This window comes from Eximiradius sp. (assembly GCA_937127445.1).
In the GTDB taxonomy this organism is placed as follows: domain Bacteria; phylum Bacteroidota; class Ignavibacteria; order Kapaibacteriales; family UBA2268; genus JAKIZO01.
In genome coordinates this window covers 16,591-38,406 of the sequence record CAKZLY010000030.1, presented here as the reverse complement: position 1 = coordinate 38,406, position 21,816 = coordinate 16,591, and the positions used below count along the sequence as shown (strand labels likewise).

The following is a 21,816-nucleotide window of genomic DNA, read 5'->3' as shown; positions in this document are numbered from 1 at the left end:
TATGTTCTCAAAATTTGTAAATTATAGCGTTCGAATTTTAATGATAATATTGGGTATTGCCTTTATAATTTATGGTATTTTATTCAAAAACGAACTTCACGACAGTACCTTGATAATCGTAATGGGAATTGTAGTAACTCTTTTTGGTATCTATCGTTTAATAATGTATAGGACACAACTTGAAAGATATAATTTCAATATTAATGAGGACGACAATGAGAATGAAAAATAATGCTATGATTGCAGCAGTACTGTTGCTTTTCTTCCTTGTCTCCTGTAATGAAAAATCCGATAAACAGGCAACTCAACGCGAGTCTATGACAAGTGGCGAACTTACTGCTTACTGCGATAATACTTTAACCCAATTGTTTGACACTCTATTTTCTTCATACCGTAAAGGATATCCAGATGTCAATCTTACTGTTAATTCCGTTTCAGCTCGCGAAGCAATGGCAAAACTTCTCGCAGGCGAAGCTCGCATTATCATCATCGCAAGAGACTATCTTCGCGACGAAGATTCTCTAATGAACGTTTACAAAGTAGCTAAACATAATTACGAAGAAATTGCCGACGATGCTCTATGCTTCTTTACTAAAATCAATTCTTCTCTGGATACCCTTAATTCTGAACAAATTTTCAATGTCCTTACTGATAGAAGCAAAACGCTTAAATCATATTTCCCATTTCTAAAAGATGAGCCAATTATTGCAACATTAGAACAAAATTCATCAGTTTTCGCAAATATTAATAAATTTGTTGTGCGTAACAAACCTATTCAAAGACGCTTACAACTGTTTTCAACTGTTGATTCCTTACTTAACTTTGTCAATACTAACTCTAATGCAATTGGAATTGCTTATTTATCACACATTCATAGAAATTTAGACTTTAAGCCAATCCCTATCGGATATACCGATACAACCGGTAAATACATCACCCCAAAACCTGTTCATCAAGCATACATTGTGCAAGGATTATATCCATATATCGTTACATACAAAGCACTTTTCTTAAATAATTTCAAAGATTTGCCTTTCTGGTTCGCTATGCATCTTTCTCGTGAGGCGTCATCAACAAAATATCTGAAAGATGCAGGAATAGTTCCGAAATATGCAAGATTTAATTTAATAAAAGAGGATTAATATGAAATTCAAATTATTTTTTGTGCTGCTTTTGTTCAGCTTTTCAGTTTCTTTTGCTCAACAAGCCAAGCAAAATTTCTTGTCAGCTTTGAATGAGAAAAATTATGAATTAGCCGAAAGTTTCATCCCAGCTGCTCTTGCCGAAAACCCCAAGGATTTAGATTTGCATCTGCTTTGTAATGATGTTTATCTCGAACTCGGTCGAAACGATAAAGCTCTTGAAGTTATACGCCAAGCTGAAAAAATTTCAAGCAAGCCTTTCGTTCTTAGAAAATTAGCCAATACTCTTTCAATAAATTCTTATCATTCAGAAGCTGTCAGAATTTTAAGAAAACTCGCACTCGACGAAAAAAAAGAAATCAGCAACTGGCTGTTGCTTGTTGATGTTTATTTGAGAGCAGATTCTTTAAGCCAGGCTGAACTGGCTGTTGCTCGTGTTTTAGATATGGATAAAAATAATGTTGATGCCAATATTAAACGTGGCGATATTTATTACCAACAAAGAGTATATGAGCTCTCAAAAGATAGCTACGAAGCTGCTCTTTCAATCAATCCCGATTTGAACGAAGCAAGAATGAAACTTGCTCAATCTTATTATTGGCTCGGTATCCGCGAAAACGAAGTTAATCCTGATTTAGCTAATCTCTATTTTACTCGTTCCTTGCAAGAATGGAACACTCTTACTCAAAAAGATCCTAAAAATGCTCGTGCTTGGTTCGAACAAGGCAAACTCTTCTTCTTCTCTAAGAATTATGTCCAAGCTGCCCAATCACTTAACAACTATATTCAGCTGCGTCCCAGTGGCTCGCTTGGTCGCTGGTATCTTGCGCAATCTTTATACGAACTCGGGCGATGCGATTCTGCTCGTTCACATCTTCGTATCGTTGCTACTGAAATTGATACAGCCGCCGCTCGCGCTAAATTGCTTCTTGCAAGATGCTACCTTTCCGAAGGTGATTATTTACAATCAAAAAAAACTTTTGAAGAATTAAGCGCTACCGAAACGCTTCAAATGGAAGATATTCGCCGATGGGGACAAGCTGCTTTGTTTGCCGGAGATACTAATATTGCTGTTGAAAAATGGAAACAATCTATTGAAATGAACTCTGCTGAGAATTGTCAACTTATGTATGTTCTCGGTACTTCACTCAATAAGATGAAACGCTATAAGGAATCTATCGAAATTTTAAATAAAAGATTAGCAACCAATGAGTGTAACGACGAAAACAACTATCTTATCCATTACTTTATCGGATTAAGCTACTTCTTCGATGGTAATTCTCAGCAAGCAATTGCACCGCTGCAAAAAGCAATCGAACTTAACTCTACCTTCCTTTGGTCTATGATTTATTTGGGCGACGTTTACGCAAACTTGAATGATAACATAAAAGCAGAAGAAATGTTTGCCCGTGCTATTTCTACTGGTACCTCTGACGTAGAAAAATACAAGTCCGAACTTAATCAAGCTTTCGCAAAGCTTGCTCAAATGAAACTCGAACAGAAAAAATATAAAGACCTCGAAAAAATTGGTCGCGATTGGCTTTCTGCTATGCCCGATAATGAATTCGCTGCTTTGTTTACTGCTGTTGCTTATCATGGCCAGGGCCAAAATGAAGCTGCTTGCAAAAATTATAAACTCGTTCTTAAAATTAATCCAAATAATAAAACTGCTCGCGACAACATTAAAGCTCTCGGATGCGAATGATTTTTTAGCCATTATTCAAAGGCTGTCTTGCAAAGGCAGCCTTTTTTTGAAAATTTTATTTGAGTATTTTTACTTATTGTATTTATAGTTTTTTTGTATAAATTTATAGCAATTCATTATTAATTTTTTAATTATTATGGATGTTTTTATTACTCTTGAAAATATTTTGAAGAGAATGCTCAATGCTTCTTGTCCTGAATGCAAAGAAATCGCAAGAGAAATTGAGCCGGACTTTGATAAAATTAAAAACTATCTCATCGATATTTCAATAAAAAATAACGAGTTAAATTTAATTAAGCACGAACTTGATGTTTCTCGTAATTGGTACAAATTCCTTTATGATAGTTCTCCTGTTCTTTTTTTTAATATTGATGCCGAAGGAAAAATTATTTCTGCTAATCAAAGCACTTCCACTGTTCTGGGATTACCTACACACGAGATTATTGGTAAGCATATCACTTCTTTTGTACTATCAGATTATATCGACACCTTCTTTAATTCTTGCAACGAAGCAATAGATTTTAATGAAATTATACCCTGCTACATAAGAATTAACGCTGCAAATAGCTCTGTTGTTAGCTTGTCAGGTGTGGTTAAAGCAATTATCAGAGAAAAACAAACCGAGTTTTATGCAGCTTTTATTGATATAACCGAAGTCGAACAAAACCAAAAGATTATTGAAGAACAGCAAAAACTCTATTCTTTTTTCTTTGAACAATCTGCTGATGCCTTTTATTTTCTCAACGGAGATACTTACACCGATTGCAACCAGCAAGCATTGAAAATTTTTGGACTGCAAAGCAAAAACGAGATTATTGGTAAGCATCCTTATGATTTTTCCCCACCTTATCAGCCCGACGGAATTAGCTCAGTTGAAAAAGCTAAACTAATGATAGATATTGCTTATTCTCAAGGTATTAATGTTTTTGAATGGGTGCATCTTAATACTGACAACCAATTGATTTATACAGAAGTATATCTCAAACCGGTTCAGAAAGATGGATATAATCTAATTTTTGTTACACTAAGGGACATTACTTATAAAAAAATTGCCGAAGAACAACAAAAATTAATTGAAGCAAATCTCTCAACCGCAATTAATTATTCTCACATTGGTGTTGCTCTCTTCGATGTAAATGAAAAAATTACTAAGTACAATCAAGTCTTTATTGATGCTGTTAAATTTATTTCTGGCAATGATGTTGATGATAAAAGTGATTTGCAAACACTATTTAGTAATGTCCCCGCTATTCTTGATAGGTTCGAACGTGTTTATCAAGGTGGTTCATCAAATTTTGTATATGAAGTTTTAATAAAAACTACCTGTATATATTACGAAATCTCACTTTATCCTGTTAAAATTGGCGAAGAAATTTCAGGTGCTTGTATTTTTATTAATGACATCACTCAATTCAAAGAAGCAGAAAAAATCTTGTCCAAAACAAATTTAGAATTAGAGCAAATAGTTTTAGAACGCACTCTGGAGATTAAAAAACAATCGGAATTGCTTTCCAAATTAATTGATAATGTACCAGATTTTATAGTGGTTAAAGATAGTTCTGGCAATTACATTAATTGTAACGAAGCTTATTCAAATTTTTTGAACCTTCCCAAAGAAGCGATAATTGGTAAAACCGATTACGAGCTTTTCTCAAAAGAAGAAGCCGACGCCTTCACAGATTTCGATAAAACCGTTTTTGAAACTAAAACCACTGTGCGTTCCGAACAGTTGTTGCGATTTTCTGATAATACTTTACATACTTTTGATAATATTAAAACTCCATTTTTCGATCCAGACGGAAATCCTATTGGGCTAATTAGTATTGCTCGAGATATTACCGAATTCAAAAAATTGGAAGACGATATCAAACGCATCAACCAGGAACTTGAAGCAATAATCGAAAAACGAACAATGAAACTCCAAATGGAGATTCAAGAAAGAATTCGTATCGAAGAAGAACTGAAACGCAGCCGTGAAATTTATCGTAACTTGTTTAATAATGTTCCTGTCGGAATATACCGTTCCACTCTTGACGGTAGAATTATTCTTGCTAATCCTACACTTGTTAAAATGCTTGGGTTTGACTCAATCAATGAGCTGAAGGAAAGAAATTTAAATTTTGAAGGTTTTATTAATTCATCTGAACGACAATCTTTTCTGAATTCTATACTTTCAAGCGACGAAATTCAGGTTTTCGAAAGTACTTGGATAAAAAAAGATGGTTCAGCTCTTAATGTTCTGGAAAAATCAAGAGTAGTAAGAGACGCAAACGGAAATGTCTTATATATCGAGGGTACTACCGAAGACATTACTCATCGTAAATTATCAGAGAAATTACAACAATCTGTTTATAGCATCTCTGAAGCTGCTTATAATATTGATAATTTCCATGACCTTTATAAATTTATTCATCATTCTATTTCTCAACTCATTTTTGCTCGTAATTTCTTTATTGCAATTTATGACCTCGAACGCGACGAAATCCAATTCCCTTATTATGTTGATGAAATTGATTCACCAAAGCCATCTTTCAGCGGACCTTACCCATTCGCAAATGGGTTAGTCGAATATGTTATCAAAACAGGGCATTTTCAGCTTCTCGATGAAAAAAAATTATTAGAATTAGCTTCGGATGGAACAATTGAAATCCAGGGATTAATTCCTAAATATTGGCTGGGTGTTCCTTTGAAAACAATTGGAAACCAGACAATTGGGGTAATTGCTGTTAAAAGCTACCATCAAGATATTATGTTCGATGAGCTTACAAAAGATATTCTTGTTTTTGTCTCAACTCAGACAGCAATGGTTATTTACAGGAAAAAAATCGAAGAAGCCCTAAACCTCGAACGCCGTTTGCTTGCTGAACGTGTGATGGAACGTACCGAAGAACTTAGCGCCCTCAATGCCGAACTCGAACGCGCCATTCGAACTAAAGATGAATTCCTGGCAAATATGAGCCACGAACTTCGGACACCTCTTAATGCTATTCTTGGGCTCTCGGAAATTCTTCTCAAACATCAGGAAATACAATCAAATGACCGTTTTCAGCGTGCTTTAACTACTATTCACGATAGTGGTCATCATCTTCTTAATTTAATTAACGATATTTTAGACATTTCTAAAATTGAAGCAGGAAAATTTGAAATTTATATGGAAGATTGCTCTGTCGAACAGATTGCTCAATCTTCAATTAATTTCATCAGACAGATGGCTAATAAAAAGGAAATTACAATACAGCTCGATATTCAAGACGGAACCCCAAAGGAAATTTATGCTGACCAAATCCGTACAAAGCAAATTTTGATTAACCTACTTAACAATGCTGTAAAATTTACTCAAAAAGGTGGTTCTGTTGGCTTATCTATCTCAGCAGAACTTGATAATAATCTTATCCGTTTCACTGTTTGGGATACAGGCATCGGTATCCGCACAGAAGATATGAACAAATTGTTCAAACCCTTTTCTCAAATTAGCAGCAATCTTTCGCGTGAATACGAAGGTACAGGATTAGGGCTTGCGTTAGTTGCTAAATTAACCGAAATGATGGGTGGTAGTGTCGCGGTTGAAAGCCAATTCGGCTTTGGCAGCAAATTTATTATCACACTCCCAATTAAAAGCCAAAAAGCTTATGATGCTTACTATGATGAGTTGCTTAATAAACAATTTTCCAATATAAAAACTGCTTTGATTATTTGTAGTTCAAAAGAAGATGCCGAACTAATTAGACAAGATCTCGAACGGTTTAGCATCGCGTCCGATTTTTATGATTTTGAGCAAAAAATTGAAGATATGCTTTATCAAAAAAAATATGATATAGTTATTCTTGATGTGCTGCTTTGGGACAAATCTGGTTGGGATTATTTAAAACATATAAAATTACACGAAGACCACAAATATATTCCAGTTGTAATCGTTTCAATATTAAAAGAAAAAACACGCGCAATTGCCAATGGTGCCGATGGCTATGTGCAAAAGCCATATAAACTTATTACCTTATATGAAACTTTAAATAAAGTTGATTTAAAGCTTGAAAAACAAAAGGCAAAATTACTTGTTGATTCGGAGATAAATGATATGACAAAAGACAAAATACTAATCCTCTTAGCTGAGGATAATGAAGCTAACCTTGAAACTATGGAAGCATTTTTAGAATATGCTGGTTATTCTGTACTTGTTGCCCGTAATGGTAAAGAAGCAATCGAGTCTGCTGTCGAATACAAGCCCGATATTATTTTGATGGATATTCAGATGCCAAAAATGGATGGGATCGAAGCTATTCGCATTTTGAAAAGTGACAACAATACTTCTCATATCCCTATTATTGCGCTTACTGCTCTCGCAATGCCTGGTGATCGTGATAGATGCTTTGCTGCCGGTGCTAATGATTATATTAGCAAACCTGTAAATTTCGATACACTTGTTTCAAGTATTAATGATTTAGTTGATAAAAAATAATGTATTATTATTAATTTGTAGTTAACAAATATATATATACTTTTTTGAGAAAATTATATGCAAGCGAATAATAATGTTAGCAATCAAAAAATTAAAGTTTTAATCGTTGATGATCAAGCTCTGGTGCTTGATATTCTAGCAAAGGGTTTAGCAAAAGATCCTATGATTGAAGTGGTTGGCACTGCTACTGACGGCTATATTGCTCTTAATCAAGTCAATAGATTAAAGCCTGATGTAATCATCCTTGATATGGAAATGCCTCGTATGAATGGCATCCAGTTCCTGCATAACCTGATGCCAGTCGATCCTATCCCAACAATAGTTCTCAGTGCTTTAACCGAAAAAGATTCGCAAATTACCAAGGAAGCTTTCGAAGCTGGTGCTGTCGATTTCCAGCCTAAGCCGGGTGCAGGTGCTCGTGCATTGCCTGAACTTTTCTCGCAGTTAATATATAAAATTAAACTTGCATATACTCAAGATGTAAGCCATCTCAAAAAAGTTAAAAAAGATTTCAAACTGCCCAGCAACCATCTCGATAGAACTGCCAAAACAAACCAGATTATTCTTGGTATGGGGGCTATGGATGTTTCCAGCGACCCGAATAAGGTTTTGAAAATTTTCGCGCTTGGTTCCTGCATAGGTCTGGGTTTATTCTGCCCATCTAAAAATACAGTTGGACTTGCTCACGTTGCCCTCCCACAATCTAACACGGACAAAGAAAAAGCTGAAAAACTTCCCGGATATTTCGCTGATACTGCTGTTGACGCTCTGTTGCAAAAAATGAATGAATTAGGCTGCCCTAAGGAAAAAATCTTTGCTAAAATCGCTGGTGGAGCAAAAACCAAAATTGAACTCGGTGAATATTTCAGTATTGGTCAACGCAATACTGTTGCCGTGAAAGCCGGTTTATTGAAACGCGGCATAAAAATTTTGAGTGAAGATACCGGCGATACTATTTCTCGCACTGTTTCCATTAAAGCCGGTGATACAAAAATGCAAATTTATTTCCCTGATAAAGGAACCTGGGAAATATAATGGCATAATTATTGATAATTCCCCTGTGATTATTTTATAATTTTTGGGGGGAATATGAAAATCTTATCAAACAACAAAACTGCTAACATTCTATTGCTGGTTTCTTTTGGCTTAATCGTTATCGTTATGCTTTCGTCTTTTATTAATCGAGTAATTATATCTCCACCTGTTCAGGCTGAAATTGAGAACGGAGCAAATACAAGCCAAAACGACATTGTTATTCAGGTGAATGTGCTGAATGCTTGTGGTGAGCCCGGACTTGCTGCTAAAGTTATGGAATTTTTACGCCTTCGCGGATTTGATGTTGTCGAAATTGGTAACTATCCAAAGAAAGAAGAAAAATCGTTTATTCTAGATAGGCTCGGAGATGTACGCAGTGCAAGGAAAGTAGCTTACGCCATTGGTATACCTGATTCATTAGTGGTTAGTACAATTGATTCTACTTTATTCGTTCGTTCCACCGTCGTTATTGGAAAAGATTTTCCATTGCTTAAGCCATTCAATTAAACTTAATCCAGCAATTCTTTAAGAATATCATCTAACTGTTGATAAATTGCTTCCCAAGAGTGCTTTTCTTCGATAAGCACTCTTGCATTATTTGCAAGCTTTGATGCAAATTCATCATCTTTTAATATCTTAACTGCATAACGTATCATCTCTTCTTTAGTGTTACATATTATCGCACTTTCTTCGTTTTTTGCATAAATACCTTGATTGCCAGTCGGTGTAGTAATTACAGGGCAACCACTTGCCATTGCCTCTAATAATTTATTCTGAATGCCAGACCCACCCGAATGTGGGTGCAAAAATAACCTTGCACTATGTAAATATGGCAACATATCTGGTACATCAATATGAAGATTAATGTTTTTCTTGGCCTTTAGCGACATTATACTGTGAGGTGGTTTGGCTCCTGCTATGTGAAACTCTACTTCTGGCAGTTTTGCCAATATTTCAGGTAGTATCTCATTGACAATTGTATTTATCATTATTTGATTTGCCCAAACATCGAGCTTCCCAGCGAACAGAATGCCTTCCCGGTTTCTTATGTCGTTGTTAAATATATACCTGTTCAAATCAACTCCATTCGAAAGTAATCTGTATTCAACTCCGCTGTTTAACTTTTGCATTTCTTTTATATCGTCGTTACTTACGAAAGTTACAATGTCGAAATAATTAACAATCTCAGGTTCGTATTTTTTTAACTTGTTGTACTCCCAACGCCTTACTAATTTTTGTAGCAAACTCTTTGATTCCCGAAATGAACGATATTGGTAAATTGTTCTGCAATCTTCTGCCATTAATATTTTAGGCACTCTTAAATCTTTAATGTATTCTGCTGTTCGCATAAAGAAAGCAATCGCAACATCAAAATTTCTTTCAGGTTGCAATTCTTCTACTGCTTTCTTGTAGTTATTTGAATAATAATAATCTATTTCCAGTGGACTTTTTGTCAGTAACTTCATTCCTGCTTTCAAACCTGCCGAAACAGGATCAAGCGGAATTATAATTAATTTGACCCCTAATTTTTCAATTTCGTTAATATAACTCTTAGGTAAATCAGTCCCTTGATGAAAGGTTACTAATGTTACATCACATTGCTTTCCCAGGTATTTCAAAATATAATATGGTTTTAATCTGTCTCCACCAATCAGTGGATATGGAAATCTCGCGGTTAAAAATAAAACTCGTAAACGTTTACTCATATTATTTTTCAATTGTTTAACAAAATTAATAATTTTCAGGCAACTCTCTTCCCGTTAATTTCATTATCGCAGCTGCAATCGAAGGAAAAGAATCTGAATAGCAATAAATTATATTTTTGCACTCTAACTCTCTTGCAAAATATGGATAACCGAATATAATTACATACTTTTTCCTTCCGTTCGATACCTTTTCTATAATTGTATTTAATTTTTCAGAAATTTCAATGTCCCCTTGATAGGCTCTGCCTTTCGAAAAAATCGCAAAAATCAAAAATTCTGCATTTTGAATGTTTTCTACTAATTTTTGAATATCATCATCTGAAATATTTGTATCTAAATATCCGTAGTCGCAGTCATTCTCTGTTGCCTGTGCCAACATTGTAAAAAATCTTGATGCTGCTTGCATATCATAATCGTTCTGGATAATTGAAAATGCAGCATATTGTTTGCTATTATCTATTGGCAACTCACTTTCAGCAATATTCGATTTGATCGTTTTTATCGCTGCTCTTAAAGCCAGATTTGTATGCTTCATCCAAGTATTCAGTTTTGTTTCATTTCTAGCAAAACTTGGAATTAGCCCGCAAAATCTTTTTAAAGAATGTATTTTCCGAACTGAATTGATAACTTGTTCCCGCAACTCTTCTGACTTCTCAATTGCCTGTGCGACAATGCTAATTGCAACTGATGGATTTTCGGGCATCAACAAAATATCGTTCCCCGCCGAAATCGCTTGCATTATTAATTCATTTGGTGAAAACTTATTAGAAACTGACTTCATATCCAATGCATCTGTTAGAACAATCCCATCATAGCCAAGCTTTTCTCGAATGTATAACTTTATGACCTTCTCAGATAGTGATGCTGGTTTGTTCTCGTCAATAGATTTTACAAGGAGATGTCCAACCATAATTGACTTTACGTTGCACTTAATTGCTGTTTGGAATGGAATTAATTCGTTTTCATATAATTCACTTAAACTGCAATCAATTATTGGCAATTCTATGTGAGAATCAATAGAAGTATTCCCATGTCCCGGAAAATGTTTTGCCGTTGCTGCAACTTTTTCTGATTGTGTCCCTCTGATATATGTCCTAATGTGTTGGACAACAATTTCGCTTGTTTGACCAAAAGAGCGAATATTTATTATTGGATTTTTTGGATTTGAGTTTATATCGCACACAGGTGCTAAATTCCAGTGCACACCAATGTCTTTTGCTTCTTTAGCAATTGCAATTGATATCTCTTCTGTTATTTTTGTGTCGTTGGCAATACCAATAGCCATTGCGTGGGGAAACGAAGTTCCATCGTCCAAACGCATAGGTAGTCCATTTTCAAAATCCGCTGCAAATATTAGCGGTATTTCTGCTATTGACTGCAAATAACTTGTAGTTTTCTCAACAAGTTCGCAATTCCCACCAAAAATACAAAATCCACCAATGCCCTTTTCCACGAGCTTTATTATCTCATTCTTGTATTCACTATCCTCAGAAAATTTCTCGATGTCCAATCTTGGGATAATGCATTGAGCTGCAAGTTCGTTTGCTGCCCAGTTCTCTATTTTCTTCATATTAACCCGAAATTTCTAAATTAACCTGTTCAAATTGCTTGATTTTTTCTCTTACTTCATCAGGAATTCTTTTTGATTTGAAAGTTCCTTTTTCAAGATGCACCATTACAGACCTTGCTATTGCACACACTTCATTACTTTCATTCGTTACAATATTTTCCATCGTCAGTGATGAATTCCCAATTGAAGCTGTTCGGCAATATACTCTATATTTGTCTGTGAAAAATAAAGGAGCAAGATAAGAAATGCTTGTGTTTACAACCATCAATGGTAATTTTTCTCTAATAGTATTTCTCCCTATTTTGATCCCAATTTTGTCCAGATATTCCAATCGTGAATTTTCCATCCAATATAGATATTGTATATTGTGAACGACCTCGAAAGAATCAACTTCGTTAAATTGAACTTTTCCCTCAACGTAAAATTTAAACTTGTCTAAATTTTTTGCTATTTCATCCATATTTTTCGGCAATATTTAACATATCCAAAAATAAAAAAAAATGTTTACAAATCAATCAACTAATCTTTGTTGTGGAATATTACCGAGGAACTCTTGCAGCGCATAGGGGAATCGAACCCCTATTTCAGCCTTGAGAGGGCTGCGTCCTAACCGTTAGACGAATGCGCCCTAATGAAACGATTTATCATTATTATCGTCAATTATTTCAAAATTAACACTATTTTTGTAATTATTACAAATACATTTTTTCGAGCATATGAAAAAGTTAGTTTATTTAATAGTACTCATAACAACGAGCATATTTTGTCTCGCTCAATCTGATTTTGAGGAAATTGAAAAAGTTCCAGGTGATACAGCTTGTTTCAAATATAAATTTCAGCAAGGTGACCTGCTAATTTATCGCGTCGAATCCCGCGATAGTATCGTTTTTGAGGACGATACCCCTTTGGTGAGGGACCGCTGGGAAAGATTTATTGTCAAATGTGATTCTGTTGATAAATTGGGCAGATTCCATCTAAATTTGTGTTTTACAGACTATACTGCCGCCGAATCAAAAGGTGAAATAAAAGATGTAATGAGAAAAACTTCACCCTGGGTCAATAGAAAATTCTTCTTAGTTATAGATTCTGTTTCAAAGAGAATTCGTTCGGTTGCCGGGGATGTTATTAATGCTGCTGTTTCGCCAGGAGGACCATTTCAACCGTATTTATTTTTTCCATTCAGTCAATCTTGCAAAGCAGTAAATGAATCCTGGTTGGTGAGCTCAATCGATACTCTTGTCGAAAATTCTTTCCCACCTGCTATTGTTGAACACTCAAATTTAATGCGTGCCGAAGATAAAATCGATACTCTTGGCTATTCCTGCATTAGATTTCGTTTTATCCGTACAGGCGAAGCCACTTATCAAGTGCAATCTGAACAGCAATCACTGCTAACAAGTGCAATTATTAATTCAGGTGGTAGATTGTTTATTTCCTCCGAATTTTCTGTCCCTGTCCACTTCTTTCAGACAATCGAGCAAAAATTGCGCGTATATTTTGACGAAGATAATTACCGTGTCGGCAAACATTTCACAAATTCTTACTTTACCTTGGAAGAATTTATTCGCAAAAACAATTGATTCTTTACAATATAATTTTATCTTTTAAGTCTCTAAAAATACTACTTTTATCCTTTTTTCGAGGTTAATATGGCTTACAAAGAATTGCTTCCGAACGAAGATTGGGCTATTTTGCAATCTTCAATTTTTGCGGTTTTTAAAATGATTGCCGGCGCTGATGGAAAAATCGACAAAAAAGAAAAAGACGCTATCGAAGTAATTATCAAAAATTCCCATAAGTTAAATAACTCCCTTGCAAAAGAAATTCTTCAAACTGTTCCTAATGGTGATGAACTCAGTAACATTTTCGATGCTCAAAAACAACCTGCAAAAGAAATTTTGCGCAAAACTGCATTTATCCTTGATAATAAAATTGAACCCAAAGACGCACTTTCTTTTAAAAAACACTTAATTGCTATTGGTGTGTTTATTGCCAATGCTTCTGGTTCTCTATTTGGTTACAAAATTAGCTACGACGAAATGGACGTTATTAACGAAGTCGGACATTGCTTGAACATTGCTGTTAAAGATTTAGAGCAAACAAATATCATAATGGATATTATAAATTCCATCGAAGAATAATTGTCAACTTTTTCGAAATATAGACTGTTCTATATCGATGGTTCAGCCCATTTTTGAGAGTTTTAAATTTGTTTCTTCTCTTTATTTTTTTGTTATAAAGCGACTAACTCAATCGTTATCAGAATAAAAATGAAACTTTTTATTCTTTTCTTTCGTATGTTTGTTGAGTTTTTTTCTTCAATTTATGTGAGCAATATAGATGGAAATACTCGAAGTAAAAAATGTTACTAAAAGATTTGGGAACTATGCCGCTGCTAATAATGTTTCTTTTACAGTCGAAAGCGGGCAAATTTTTGGTTTGCTCGGTCCCAATGGTGCTGGCAAAACAACCCTTATTCGAATGATTAACAATATTTTAATCCCTGACGAAGGTGAAATTTATATTTTTGACGAAAAACTTAATTCAAATTTGCAAAATAAAATCGGTTATTTGCCAGAAGAAAGAGGTCTTTACAAAAAACTTAAAGTAATGGAACAAATCGTTTATTTTGCCCGACTAAAAGGAATACCAAAATCAACCGCTATCGAATGTGCTCGCTTTTGGCTTAATAAGCTTGGTGCTTCTGGCTGGGAAAATAAAAAAATTCAAGAATTATCCAAAGGTATGCAGCAAAAAATTCAGTTTATTACAACTATTCTCCATTCTCCTGAACTTATTATTCTTGATGAGCCATTCTCTGGGTTCGACCCAATCAACACTGAACTTGTTAAAAATATTTTGCTTGAACTTAGAGATGAAGGTAAAACAATTATCCTTTCAACCCACGTTATGTCGCAAGTCGAAGAACTGTGCGACAGCATTTGTATGATTAACAAGGGCAAACTCGTCCTCGACGGTAAAGTTTCAGAAATCAAATCGAGATATGGTCGCAATCATTTAGTTGTCGAATTTGACGGAAGCGATGAATTTATCAAATTACTTGAGAATGTAGAAATTCTTAACCGTTCAAATTCACGTTTAGAATTAAAATTGCTTAATCAATCAATTAATACTAATGATATTTTCAAAACTGTTTCTGAATTTGCCACTGTAACAAGATTTGACCTTTCGCTCCCCACAATGCACGAAATTTTCATTGATACTGTTGCTAATCAACAAGGAGATAAAAATGAACAATAAAATTATCACAATTATTTCGCACGAATATTTTACTCGTATTAAATCAAAAGGTTTTATTATTGGCACTCTTTTAGGACCATTGTTCCTCATTTTGCTGATTGTTATTCCCGGTTTAGTGGCTTATTTATCTGCTGATTCAACTTCCAAAAAAATTGCTATCGTCGATAAAACAAATTTTGGGATTGGACAGAAATTGGTAAACCTCGATACTTCAAAATATTACTTATCTGATAAATCAGAAGATGAACTTCGTCGTCAAGTTCTTGCTGGCGAAAGTGATGGTTTCGTCGTTGTTGATGAAAATGTAATTAGCAGTGGCGAAGCACTTGTTTTCACCTCGGGTGGTGGCATTGGATTTATTACCAGCTTAGAAGGCAATCTTGGTGATATTATAAAGCAAAAACAACTTAAAGATGCGGGAGCAACTGATGATATTCTCAAATTAATAGACAAGCCTTTCAAAATAAAAACTCTAAAAGTTACTGAACGTGGCGAACAAAAAGATTACACAGAAGTTTATGCTGCAATTGGCTACTTTCTGGGCTTTGTGATTTATTTCCTGATGTTTGCTTATGGCTCGCTTGTTAGCCGGGGAGTAATCGAAGAAAAGGCAAATCGCATAATTGAAGTTGTTGCTTCTTCTGCAAAACCATTCGAAATTATGATGGGAAAGGTTATCGGAATTGGGCTGGTTGGGTTAACACAGGTCACTGTCTGGATTATTCTCGGTTTTGCTGCAATTACAATTGCAGGAACAATTTTCAGCGGTTCTATTTCTCCGGAGCAGATTGCTCAATTGCAAAATCAAACTGCAATGCCACAAAGCTCCGGAACCATGCTCAATATTGCTGGTCTTGAAATTCCAGCTATCTCTCCTTGGCTTATTATTGGCTTCATTTATTATTTCTTAATTGGTTATTTTATCTATGCAACTTTGTTTGCAGCTATTGGTTCGGCTGTCGACCAAGAACAAGATGCTGCACAATTACAAACTCCTGTTACTTTGCCAATAATCATTCCTATTTTGCTTGTTTTCAATGTGATTAGTAATCCTGATAGCATTCTTGCCATAATTTTGTCGCTTATTCCGTTTTTCACTCCTATATTGATGACAGTTCGAATCGCTGCAACACAAGTGCCACTCTGGCAAATATTAGCATCAATTGTTTTAACAGTCGGAACATTCTTTTTATGCCTGAAAATTGCCGCAAGGATTTATCGAGTTGGCATTCTTATGTATGGAAAGAAACCTACTTTTAAAGATTTGTTTAAATGGATGCGTATTGCTAAGTAGTAATTAGCTTTGCTTATTCTGGTTCGTATGCGGTTTTTATTTTGTGCAATTATTTTTTATATTTGCTAATATAGATAATTAGTTTCTGGTATTATATTATATGAAAAAGTTGTTTTTTTTAGTTTATTTTTTATCGAGTTGTGTGTTCCTATTCTCTCAAAACAATTTTGATGAAATTAAAATCGGCATTTATGCAAAAGACCATTCAAAAATATATAAAGGGCTATCCAATCACTTTGGGAACGACTTTTCAGCAATACATCCAAGCAAGTTCGTTGAATTTGCTGATTGGTTGCTTGAACTCGAAGATTATTCTTCTGCTTATCAGTTCTTTATGATTGCTAATAGTTCTGCTTTTCTAAGCGCAGAGATGAGCTTAGAGGAAAAGAACACCTTTATGCAAAACATTAATTCGAAATGTGATAGCATTTTGAAAAAAATCAACCAATTAGACAAAATTAATATTGAAAAAAGTAAATATTTCCTATTCCCTGGAAAAATTAATCTGTTGAATAATTTAGCTATGATGCTTAAAAATTCCGAGAGAATTAAGTTTGATACCAAATCCTCTAATAAAATTAGAACCCAGGAAGGTGTTGCCCATATTCAAATTGAAACTATTAACGGTGGTATCCAGTTAGCAGAAGAAAAACCTGAAATCGACGAAGCTCCTTATTACGACTATCGCGACATTACCGAAAACCTTATAATACCTCAAAGAGCTAAAGAACAAGGTAAAGAAGGGACTGTTACCATCGAAATTGTGCTTAACGAACTTGGTAATGTTATCGAAAAGAAAGTTGTCTCATCAGATAACGATTTATTTAATTCTTATGCTCTTAATGTGATAGACTATGTGAAATTTCGCCCTGCTAAACGTGGAGGTAAGCCAGTTCATTCAAAATTGACTATTCCAATTCACTTTATAAATCAATAATTAAAACGATATGTTAAACAAATTTTTTCTCTGTTTTGCGATAATATCAATTTTTCTAATAAGTTGCAGCAAAAATGACGATACTTTTCAAGAAAATCCTGACATTTCTCCAGATGTTGAGACTGAACAAACAAATACCGCTTATTATGAACCACCTTACATAAAGTACAATCTTGTAGAAATTAAGAATCGCGGCTTCCTTGATTCGATTTTTTCTTCTCTGCCAGATAGTATCGATAAATCAATTGCCAAAAAAATCATTATGACGTTAAATCGAAAAGAATTACGCTTTATCAAAAATGGTGAAAAAATTATTGTACCTGAAATTTTTACGAACAATATTCTTGATTATTCAATTTTCCCTCAATCGTACTCGTCTGCAAGCAATATTAAAAAAATCATATTGGCTTCCATTGATAAACAAGCCTATGGATGCTACGAAAATGGCAAATTAGTTCGATTTGCTGCTGTCAACTCTGGTAAAGAGCGAACCCCATCGTTTCCAGGTAGATATGCTCTTGTATGGAGAGAACGCCTCAGACGTTCGTCTCTCGATAGCACGTGGATCATGCCTTTTACTTTCAATTTCCATAGTGCAGCTGGCAGTGCCTTCCATCAATTTGAAATGCCCGGACGGCCTGTTTCCCATTCCTGCTTACGCCAGTTTATTGATGATGCTGAATGGCTTTACAATTGGGGTGAATCTGCAAAAAAAGATACCAGCGGCAAATTTATTCCTTTTAGTGGAACACCTGTGATTTTACTCGGACATTTTGGTTTCTCTCGCACTAAAGGTGGTCCCTGGCTCGATTTTACTTCAAACAAAGATGGCATTGTTCAATTACCCGATAATCCTCTCGAAGTCGAAGAAGCTCTTATCCCAATCATTCAAATTCCTAAGGAAGCTCGTTCGAGTTTACGGAATATTCAAAGATATTTATACGCTGAAGATACTCTTCGTGCTCGCGGTATCATTCGAAAACACGTAAAACTTACTCCATCAATAAACTTTAATCAACTAAGACGTCAAAATCAAGCAAAAAAACAAAATAACGCGAGTGAAAATAATAAAAATGATTTGCCTGTTTTAAATGATATCGAGAATAAAGATGGAGCATCTGATTGAAGCCTTTCTATGCTGAGCTTTCCCTTTTTTTAGTCACTTTTATCTGGGGCGGAACTTTCGTCTTTACAAAAATAGGATTGAAGTTCACATCTCCAAGTGTGTATATCCTATTGCGTTTTTGTATTGCCATTTTTCTGTGCGTTATTTTCTTTAACAAAAAATTATTTAAGATAAACAATAAAACTCTAATCAATGGGCTAATTTTAGGCTTATTCTTCGGTGGCGGGTTTTTGCTTCAAACAGTTGGCTTGAAATACACAACTGTTTCAAAATCAGCTTTTATTACTGGCATTACTGTTCCACTTACACCAATTGTATATTACATAGTCTGCCGTAAAAAGATTAGCAAATACTCTTTCTGGGGTGTTTTTGTTGCTATGATTGGACTGTGGATCTTCACTAACCCCGATTTCGACAATATAAACATTGGTGATGTTCTTACTCTCTTCTCTACAATGTTTTGGGCATTCTATATTACATATATGGATGTCTTTACAAAAAAAATAGAAAATCGCTCCATTACTGCTCAGTTAGTTTTTTTGCAATTTGTGGCATCGTCGATTATTGCTATTGTTTATTTTGTTACTTTCGAAGATGGTTCTTGGATTGTGAAATTCGATAATTTACTTCTAATTTCATTAGCATTCAATGCAGTATTAGCATCATTTTTAGTTACATTTATTCATACAAGTATTCAAAGATACACTACTCCTGTCAAAGCTGCTTTGATTTTCTCGCTCGAACCTATTGTTGCAAGTTCAGTCGCAGTTATCTTTCTTAGTGAAACTATGACGAATACTGAGATTTTCGGAGCTGCTCTACTATTCTCCGCTGTGATTATTTCAGAATTAGGAACTTTCTTAGAAAAACAATAAAAATAATAATATTGCTTTATTATATTTTATTTTTTACTTATTTTTAAAAATCAATAATTAGAGGTAGTTATGAAAAAATATTTGCTTTTATTCTTTTTGTTTGCTTCCGCAAATTTGCTTTATTCTCAAAATATCGATGAAATAATGAAAAATGCAATCAAAGCAATGAATAAAGAAGCATTAGATAAAATTGAAACTTTTGTCATACACGGCAGTCAGTTCATTGCTGAACAAGGCGAACAAATTCCTATCGTTTACAAAATCAAAAGACCCGACAAAGTCAGAATTGAAATCGAATATATGGGCAATACTATTATTCAGGCTTACGATGGCAAAAAAGCCTGGATGGTCAATCCTCTCACTGGCTCCAAAGAGAAGCGAAACTTGCCTGATGCCGCAAAAGATCAAATTTTACAAATTTTTGATTTCCTTAATTCACCTATAACTAAATACGGTGAAGAAGGATATTCATTCAAATATCTTGGCAAAGAAACAATTGATGATAAAAATTACATTACTGTAGAAATGAAGGACAAAGATAATGATATTTCCACTATCTACATTGATGAGATTACAAATTGGTTCTATAAATTAGCTACCGAAGTTAAAAAAGACGATGAAACTAATGCCATTGAATATGTTTTCGAAGAAAAAACAAAAGTCAGTGGTGCAATCGTTCCCTCTGTAATTGAGTTGAAAATTAACGGTAATACAGTAATGGTATTTAATTTTGATGAATATGAAATTGGTGGTGTATTAGAGGACAAAGTTTTCGAGAAACCTTAATTGATAATTATAGAACTTAAATAGGGAAGAGGCTGGCTACTTTGGGCAGCCTCTTTTTTGTTGCTTCTTGTTATTTGTCTAAAAGATATTATTATTTCATCGATTTTATTGACAAAAATTATTGTTATTTTTTTTTGAGTGCTTTTCTCCAATGCTTTTTTAATGAAAAATACACTTAATCATTAATAGAAAAAAAGGCGTATTTTTCAATACGCCCTTTTCTAATAATTATTTCCCTTTTTTCTTGTCTTTTTTCTTTTTCATTTTAACTTCATAATAGCCTGGGCGTTCTTTTACAACCCGTTTGAAAAATTCATCGCCATACCCGACACCTTTTGGATGACGCCCGTTATCAACATTTACATCATTAATATATCCGTCATTATATTTAGCAACCAACTGCTTCCAGAGAGCAAACCATTCATCGAACATTTTTTGAGATTCGTTCAGTGAATAATCGCTCAAAAATTGCATCGCAGAAGATCTATCTTTTTGATACAAATCAATTGCTGCCTTCTCGATTATTGGCTGAAACATTTCATACTTGCTTTCAAGACGCTTTTGCACTACTTGAATGTCTTTGATGATATATGAATATTTCGTATATGCAAGGTTTGCAACAAGATTAAAAATCCAAAAAGCAGAATTCAAGTCGAGTTCTTTAATACTACCCCCTTTGAAACATTTCGGGATGTCATTCATTGAACCTACATAAAGTGGCACATACACGGTTGAATAAGTATCATCTACTCCATACCAAAATACTCCTGCAATTTCCCTTGGCAAGAAACTTCTACTTTGAGAAACAAAAGAAAATGCAGTCTGCTGAGTTGAAATTGGTCGTTCCCAGGCATAAGTTGTTGTGTCGCCGGTAATTTTAAATACAAGTGGCTTCCATCTATATGGATTTCCAAATGGTTCTGCTGCTAAACCTTTTGTCATATCAAATTCTGTATCGTTGAAATGGTCCCTCATTAAGCTCATTACGTCTTGCGGAGTAAGCTTCTTATCAGGCTTTATGTATAAGGGATAAGGTTTTTCACCTTCATATGCACGCCAATAATCGCTCGATAAATTCAGCGATGGTGCTGCACGTCTGAATAGACTCCATACTCGTCCCTCGCAAAATAACAAGCTACTTGGGTCAAGTGGACAATAAGCATCAGCAAAACTAAATGGCCCTTGTTTAGGATTGTAGTATCCCCGAGCAATAGCGAAAGAAACCACATCCGGTGCAAACATACAATTTTCGGGATCGTTCATTGGGAATTGTCGGATTCGTGCTTGATTAGCGTGCGCTGCTACATATCCATCGGGAATACGAACTGCTACCCACACAGCACCTTTTTCATACGGACCTTTGCTTATCATCTCCAGAATCCATACTTCTTCGGGATCGCCAACAGAAAAAGATTCACCCGAGCTATAATACCCATATTCAGCGACAAGTTCAGTCATAACTCTTATTGCTTCTCTCGCTGTTTTTGCTCTTTGCAATGCTATATACATAAGCGAACCATAATCCAATATTGCAGCCGTATCTTTCAGCTCTTCTCGTCCTCCAAATGTTGTTTCTCCAATCACTACCTGATATTCATTCATATTCCCAATTACTTTATATGTTTCAGGAACTTGCTTTATTTTCCCAAGATGTTTGCCGCTATCCCACTCGTAGATATCAAGCCACGATCCTTCGGGGTGCTTCGCAGCTGGTGCATAGTAAAGTGGTTCCATAAATCCACCTGCATCTGCTGAATAGGAAATCATTGTCGAACCGTCTGCCGAAGCTCCTTTTGTTACCAGAAAGTTTGTGCAAGGATATGCTTCAAATGTAATAGCAAAAATTAGCAGTAATAAAACTAATCTTGATTTCATTATAAGTCCTTTGTATTAAACAAAATCATTTAAGCATCTACCTAATAT

General features: G+C 34.7%; 18 protein-coding genes and 1 tRNA gene. 14 read left to right on the top strand and 5 right to left on the bottom strand.

The features are described 5' to 3' along the window. The first annotated feature begins 1 nt into the window (after position 1). The 6 genes from AC6QZF_RS09255 (at position 2) to AC6QZF_RS09230 (ending at position 8,845) form a co-directional block, all read left to right on the top strand. Positions 2-232: a hypothetical protein gene (locus AC6QZF_RS09255; protein WP_499799601.1), complete on the top strand. Its 231-nt coding sequence runs from the start codon at positions 2-4 to the stop codon at positions 230-232. Further along, positions 216-1,142 (top strand): substrate-binding domain-containing protein, encoded by a 927-nt coding sequence (locus AC6QZF_RS09250; protein WP_499799600.1) that lies wholly within the window; start codon positions 216-218, stop codon positions 1,140-1,142. The genes AC6QZF_RS09255 and AC6QZF_RS09250 overlap by 17 nt, the downstream gene beginning before the upstream one ends. A 1-nt stretch (position 1,143) precedes the next feature. Continuing rightward, positions 1,144-2,847, top strand: a complete 1,704-nt coding sequence (locus AC6QZF_RS09245) for a tetratricopeptide repeat protein (protein WP_499799599.1) — start codon at positions 1,144-1,146, stop codon at positions 2,845-2,847. Between the two features lie 136 nt (positions 2,848-2,983). After that, positions 2,984-7,303: a PAS domain S-box protein gene (locus AC6QZF_RS09240; RefSeq protein WP_499799598.1), complete on the top strand. Its 4,320-nt coding sequence runs from the start codon at positions 2,984-2,986 to the stop codon at positions 7,301-7,303. Positions 7,304-7,360: 57 nt separating this feature from the next. Beyond that, on the top strand, positions 7,361-8,338 hold the full coding sequence (locus AC6QZF_RS09235) for a response regulator (RefSeq protein ID WP_499799597.1): 978 nt from the start codon (positions 7,361-7,363) through the stop codon (positions 8,336-8,338). Positions 8,339-8,392: 54 nt separating this feature from the next. Beyond that, positions 8,393-8,845: a LytR C-terminal domain-containing protein gene (locus tag AC6QZF_RS09230; RefSeq protein ID WP_499799596.1), complete on the top strand. Its 453-nt coding sequence runs from the start codon at positions 8,393-8,395 to the stop codon at positions 8,843-8,845. Between the two features lie 2 nt (positions 8,846-8,847). Here the strand turns inward: AC6QZF_RS09230 and AC6QZF_RS09225 are convergent, their stop codons facing one another. The 4 genes from AC6QZF_RS09225 to AC6QZF_RS09210 all read right to left on the bottom strand — a co-directional run bounded on the left by AC6QZF_RS09225 (position 8,848) and on the right by AC6QZF_RS09210 (position 12,242). Then, positions 8,848-10,044 carry a glycosyltransferase gene (locus AC6QZF_RS09225; RefSeq protein WP_499799595.1) on the bottom strand — a complete coding sequence of 399 codons (1,197 nt, stop codon included), beginning with the start codon at positions 10,042-10,044 and terminating at the stop codon, positions 8,848-8,850. Between the two features lie 25 nt (positions 10,045-10,069). Beyond that, positions 10,070-11,614, bottom strand: a complete 1,545-nt coding sequence (locus AC6QZF_RS09220) for a glycoside hydrolase family 3 N-terminal domain-containing protein (RefSeq protein WP_499799594.1) — start codon at positions 11,612-11,614, stop codon at positions 10,070-10,072. Between the two features lies 1 nt (position 11,615). Beyond that, positions 11,616-12,074: an acyl-CoA thioesterase gene (locus AC6QZF_RS09215; protein ID WP_499799593.1), complete on the bottom strand. Its 459-nt coding sequence runs from the start codon at positions 12,072-12,074 to the stop codon at positions 11,616-11,618. A 96-nt stretch (positions 12,075-12,170) separates the two neighbouring features. Next, positions 12,171-12,242: transfer RNA gene (locus tag AC6QZF_RS09210), tRNA-Glu, on the bottom strand. 88 nt (positions 12,243-12,330) lie between these two features. On the opposite strand from AC6QZF_RS09210, the gene AC6QZF_RS09205 reads away from it, so the two are divergent. From AC6QZF_RS09205 to AC6QZF_RS09170, 8 genes are all read left to right on the top strand, one after another. After that, positions 12,331-13,194, top strand: a complete 864-nt coding sequence (locus AC6QZF_RS09205) for a hypothetical protein (RefSeq protein WP_499799592.1) — start codon at positions 12,331-12,333, stop codon at positions 13,192-13,194. Positions 13,195-13,263: 69 nt separating this feature from the next. Further along, positions 13,264-13,755, top strand: coding sequence for a hypothetical protein (locus tag AC6QZF_RS09200; RefSeq protein WP_499799591.1), 492 nt, complete (start codon positions 13,264-13,266; stop codon positions 13,753-13,755). Positions 13,756-13,954: 199 nt separating this feature from the next. Next, complete coding sequence (locus tag AC6QZF_RS09195) at positions 13,955-14,875, top strand: ABC transporter ATP-binding protein (protein WP_499799590.1); 921 nt, start codon at positions 13,955-13,957, stop codon at positions 14,873-14,875. Beyond that, on the top strand, positions 14,865-16,169 hold the full coding sequence (locus tag AC6QZF_RS09190) for an ABC transporter permease (RefSeq protein WP_499799589.1): 1,305 nt from the start codon (positions 14,865-14,867) through the stop codon (positions 16,167-16,169). Before AC6QZF_RS09195 ends, AC6QZF_RS09190 begins: the two co-directional genes overlap by 11 nt. 100 nt (positions 16,170-16,269) lie before the next feature. Then, on the top strand, positions 16,270-17,106 hold the full coding sequence (locus tag AC6QZF_RS09185) for an energy transducer TonB (RefSeq protein ID WP_499799588.1): 837 nt from the start codon (positions 16,270-16,272) through the stop codon (positions 17,104-17,106). Positions 17,107-17,116: 10 nt separating this feature from the next. Continuing rightward, positions 17,117-18,232 (top strand): L,D-transpeptidase, encoded by a 1,116-nt coding sequence (locus AC6QZF_RS09180; RefSeq protein WP_499799587.1) that lies wholly within the window; start codon positions 17,117-17,119, stop codon positions 18,230-18,232. Beyond that, the gene (locus AC6QZF_RS09175) at positions 18,229-19,107 is read left to right on the top strand and encodes a DMT family transporter (RefSeq protein ID WP_499799586.1); all 879 of its coding nucleotides are present in this window, start codon (positions 18,229-18,231) and stop codon (positions 19,105-19,107) included. Before AC6QZF_RS09180 ends, AC6QZF_RS09175 begins: the two co-directional genes overlap by 4 nt. A gap of 69 nt (positions 19,108-19,176) precedes the next feature. Next, entirely contained in the window at positions 19,177-19,893 is a 717-nt protein-coding gene (locus AC6QZF_RS09170) for a LolA family protein (RefSeq protein WP_499799585.1), read from the top strand. A gap of 228 nt (positions 19,894-20,121) precedes the next feature. Here the strand turns inward: AC6QZF_RS09170 and AC6QZF_RS09165 are convergent, their stop codons facing one another. Continuing rightward, positions 20,122-21,768 (bottom strand): dipeptidase, encoded by a 1,647-nt coding sequence (locus AC6QZF_RS09165; protein WP_499799584.1) that lies wholly within the window; start codon positions 21,766-21,768, stop codon positions 20,122-20,124. Positions 21,769-21,816: the final 48 nt, after the last annotated feature.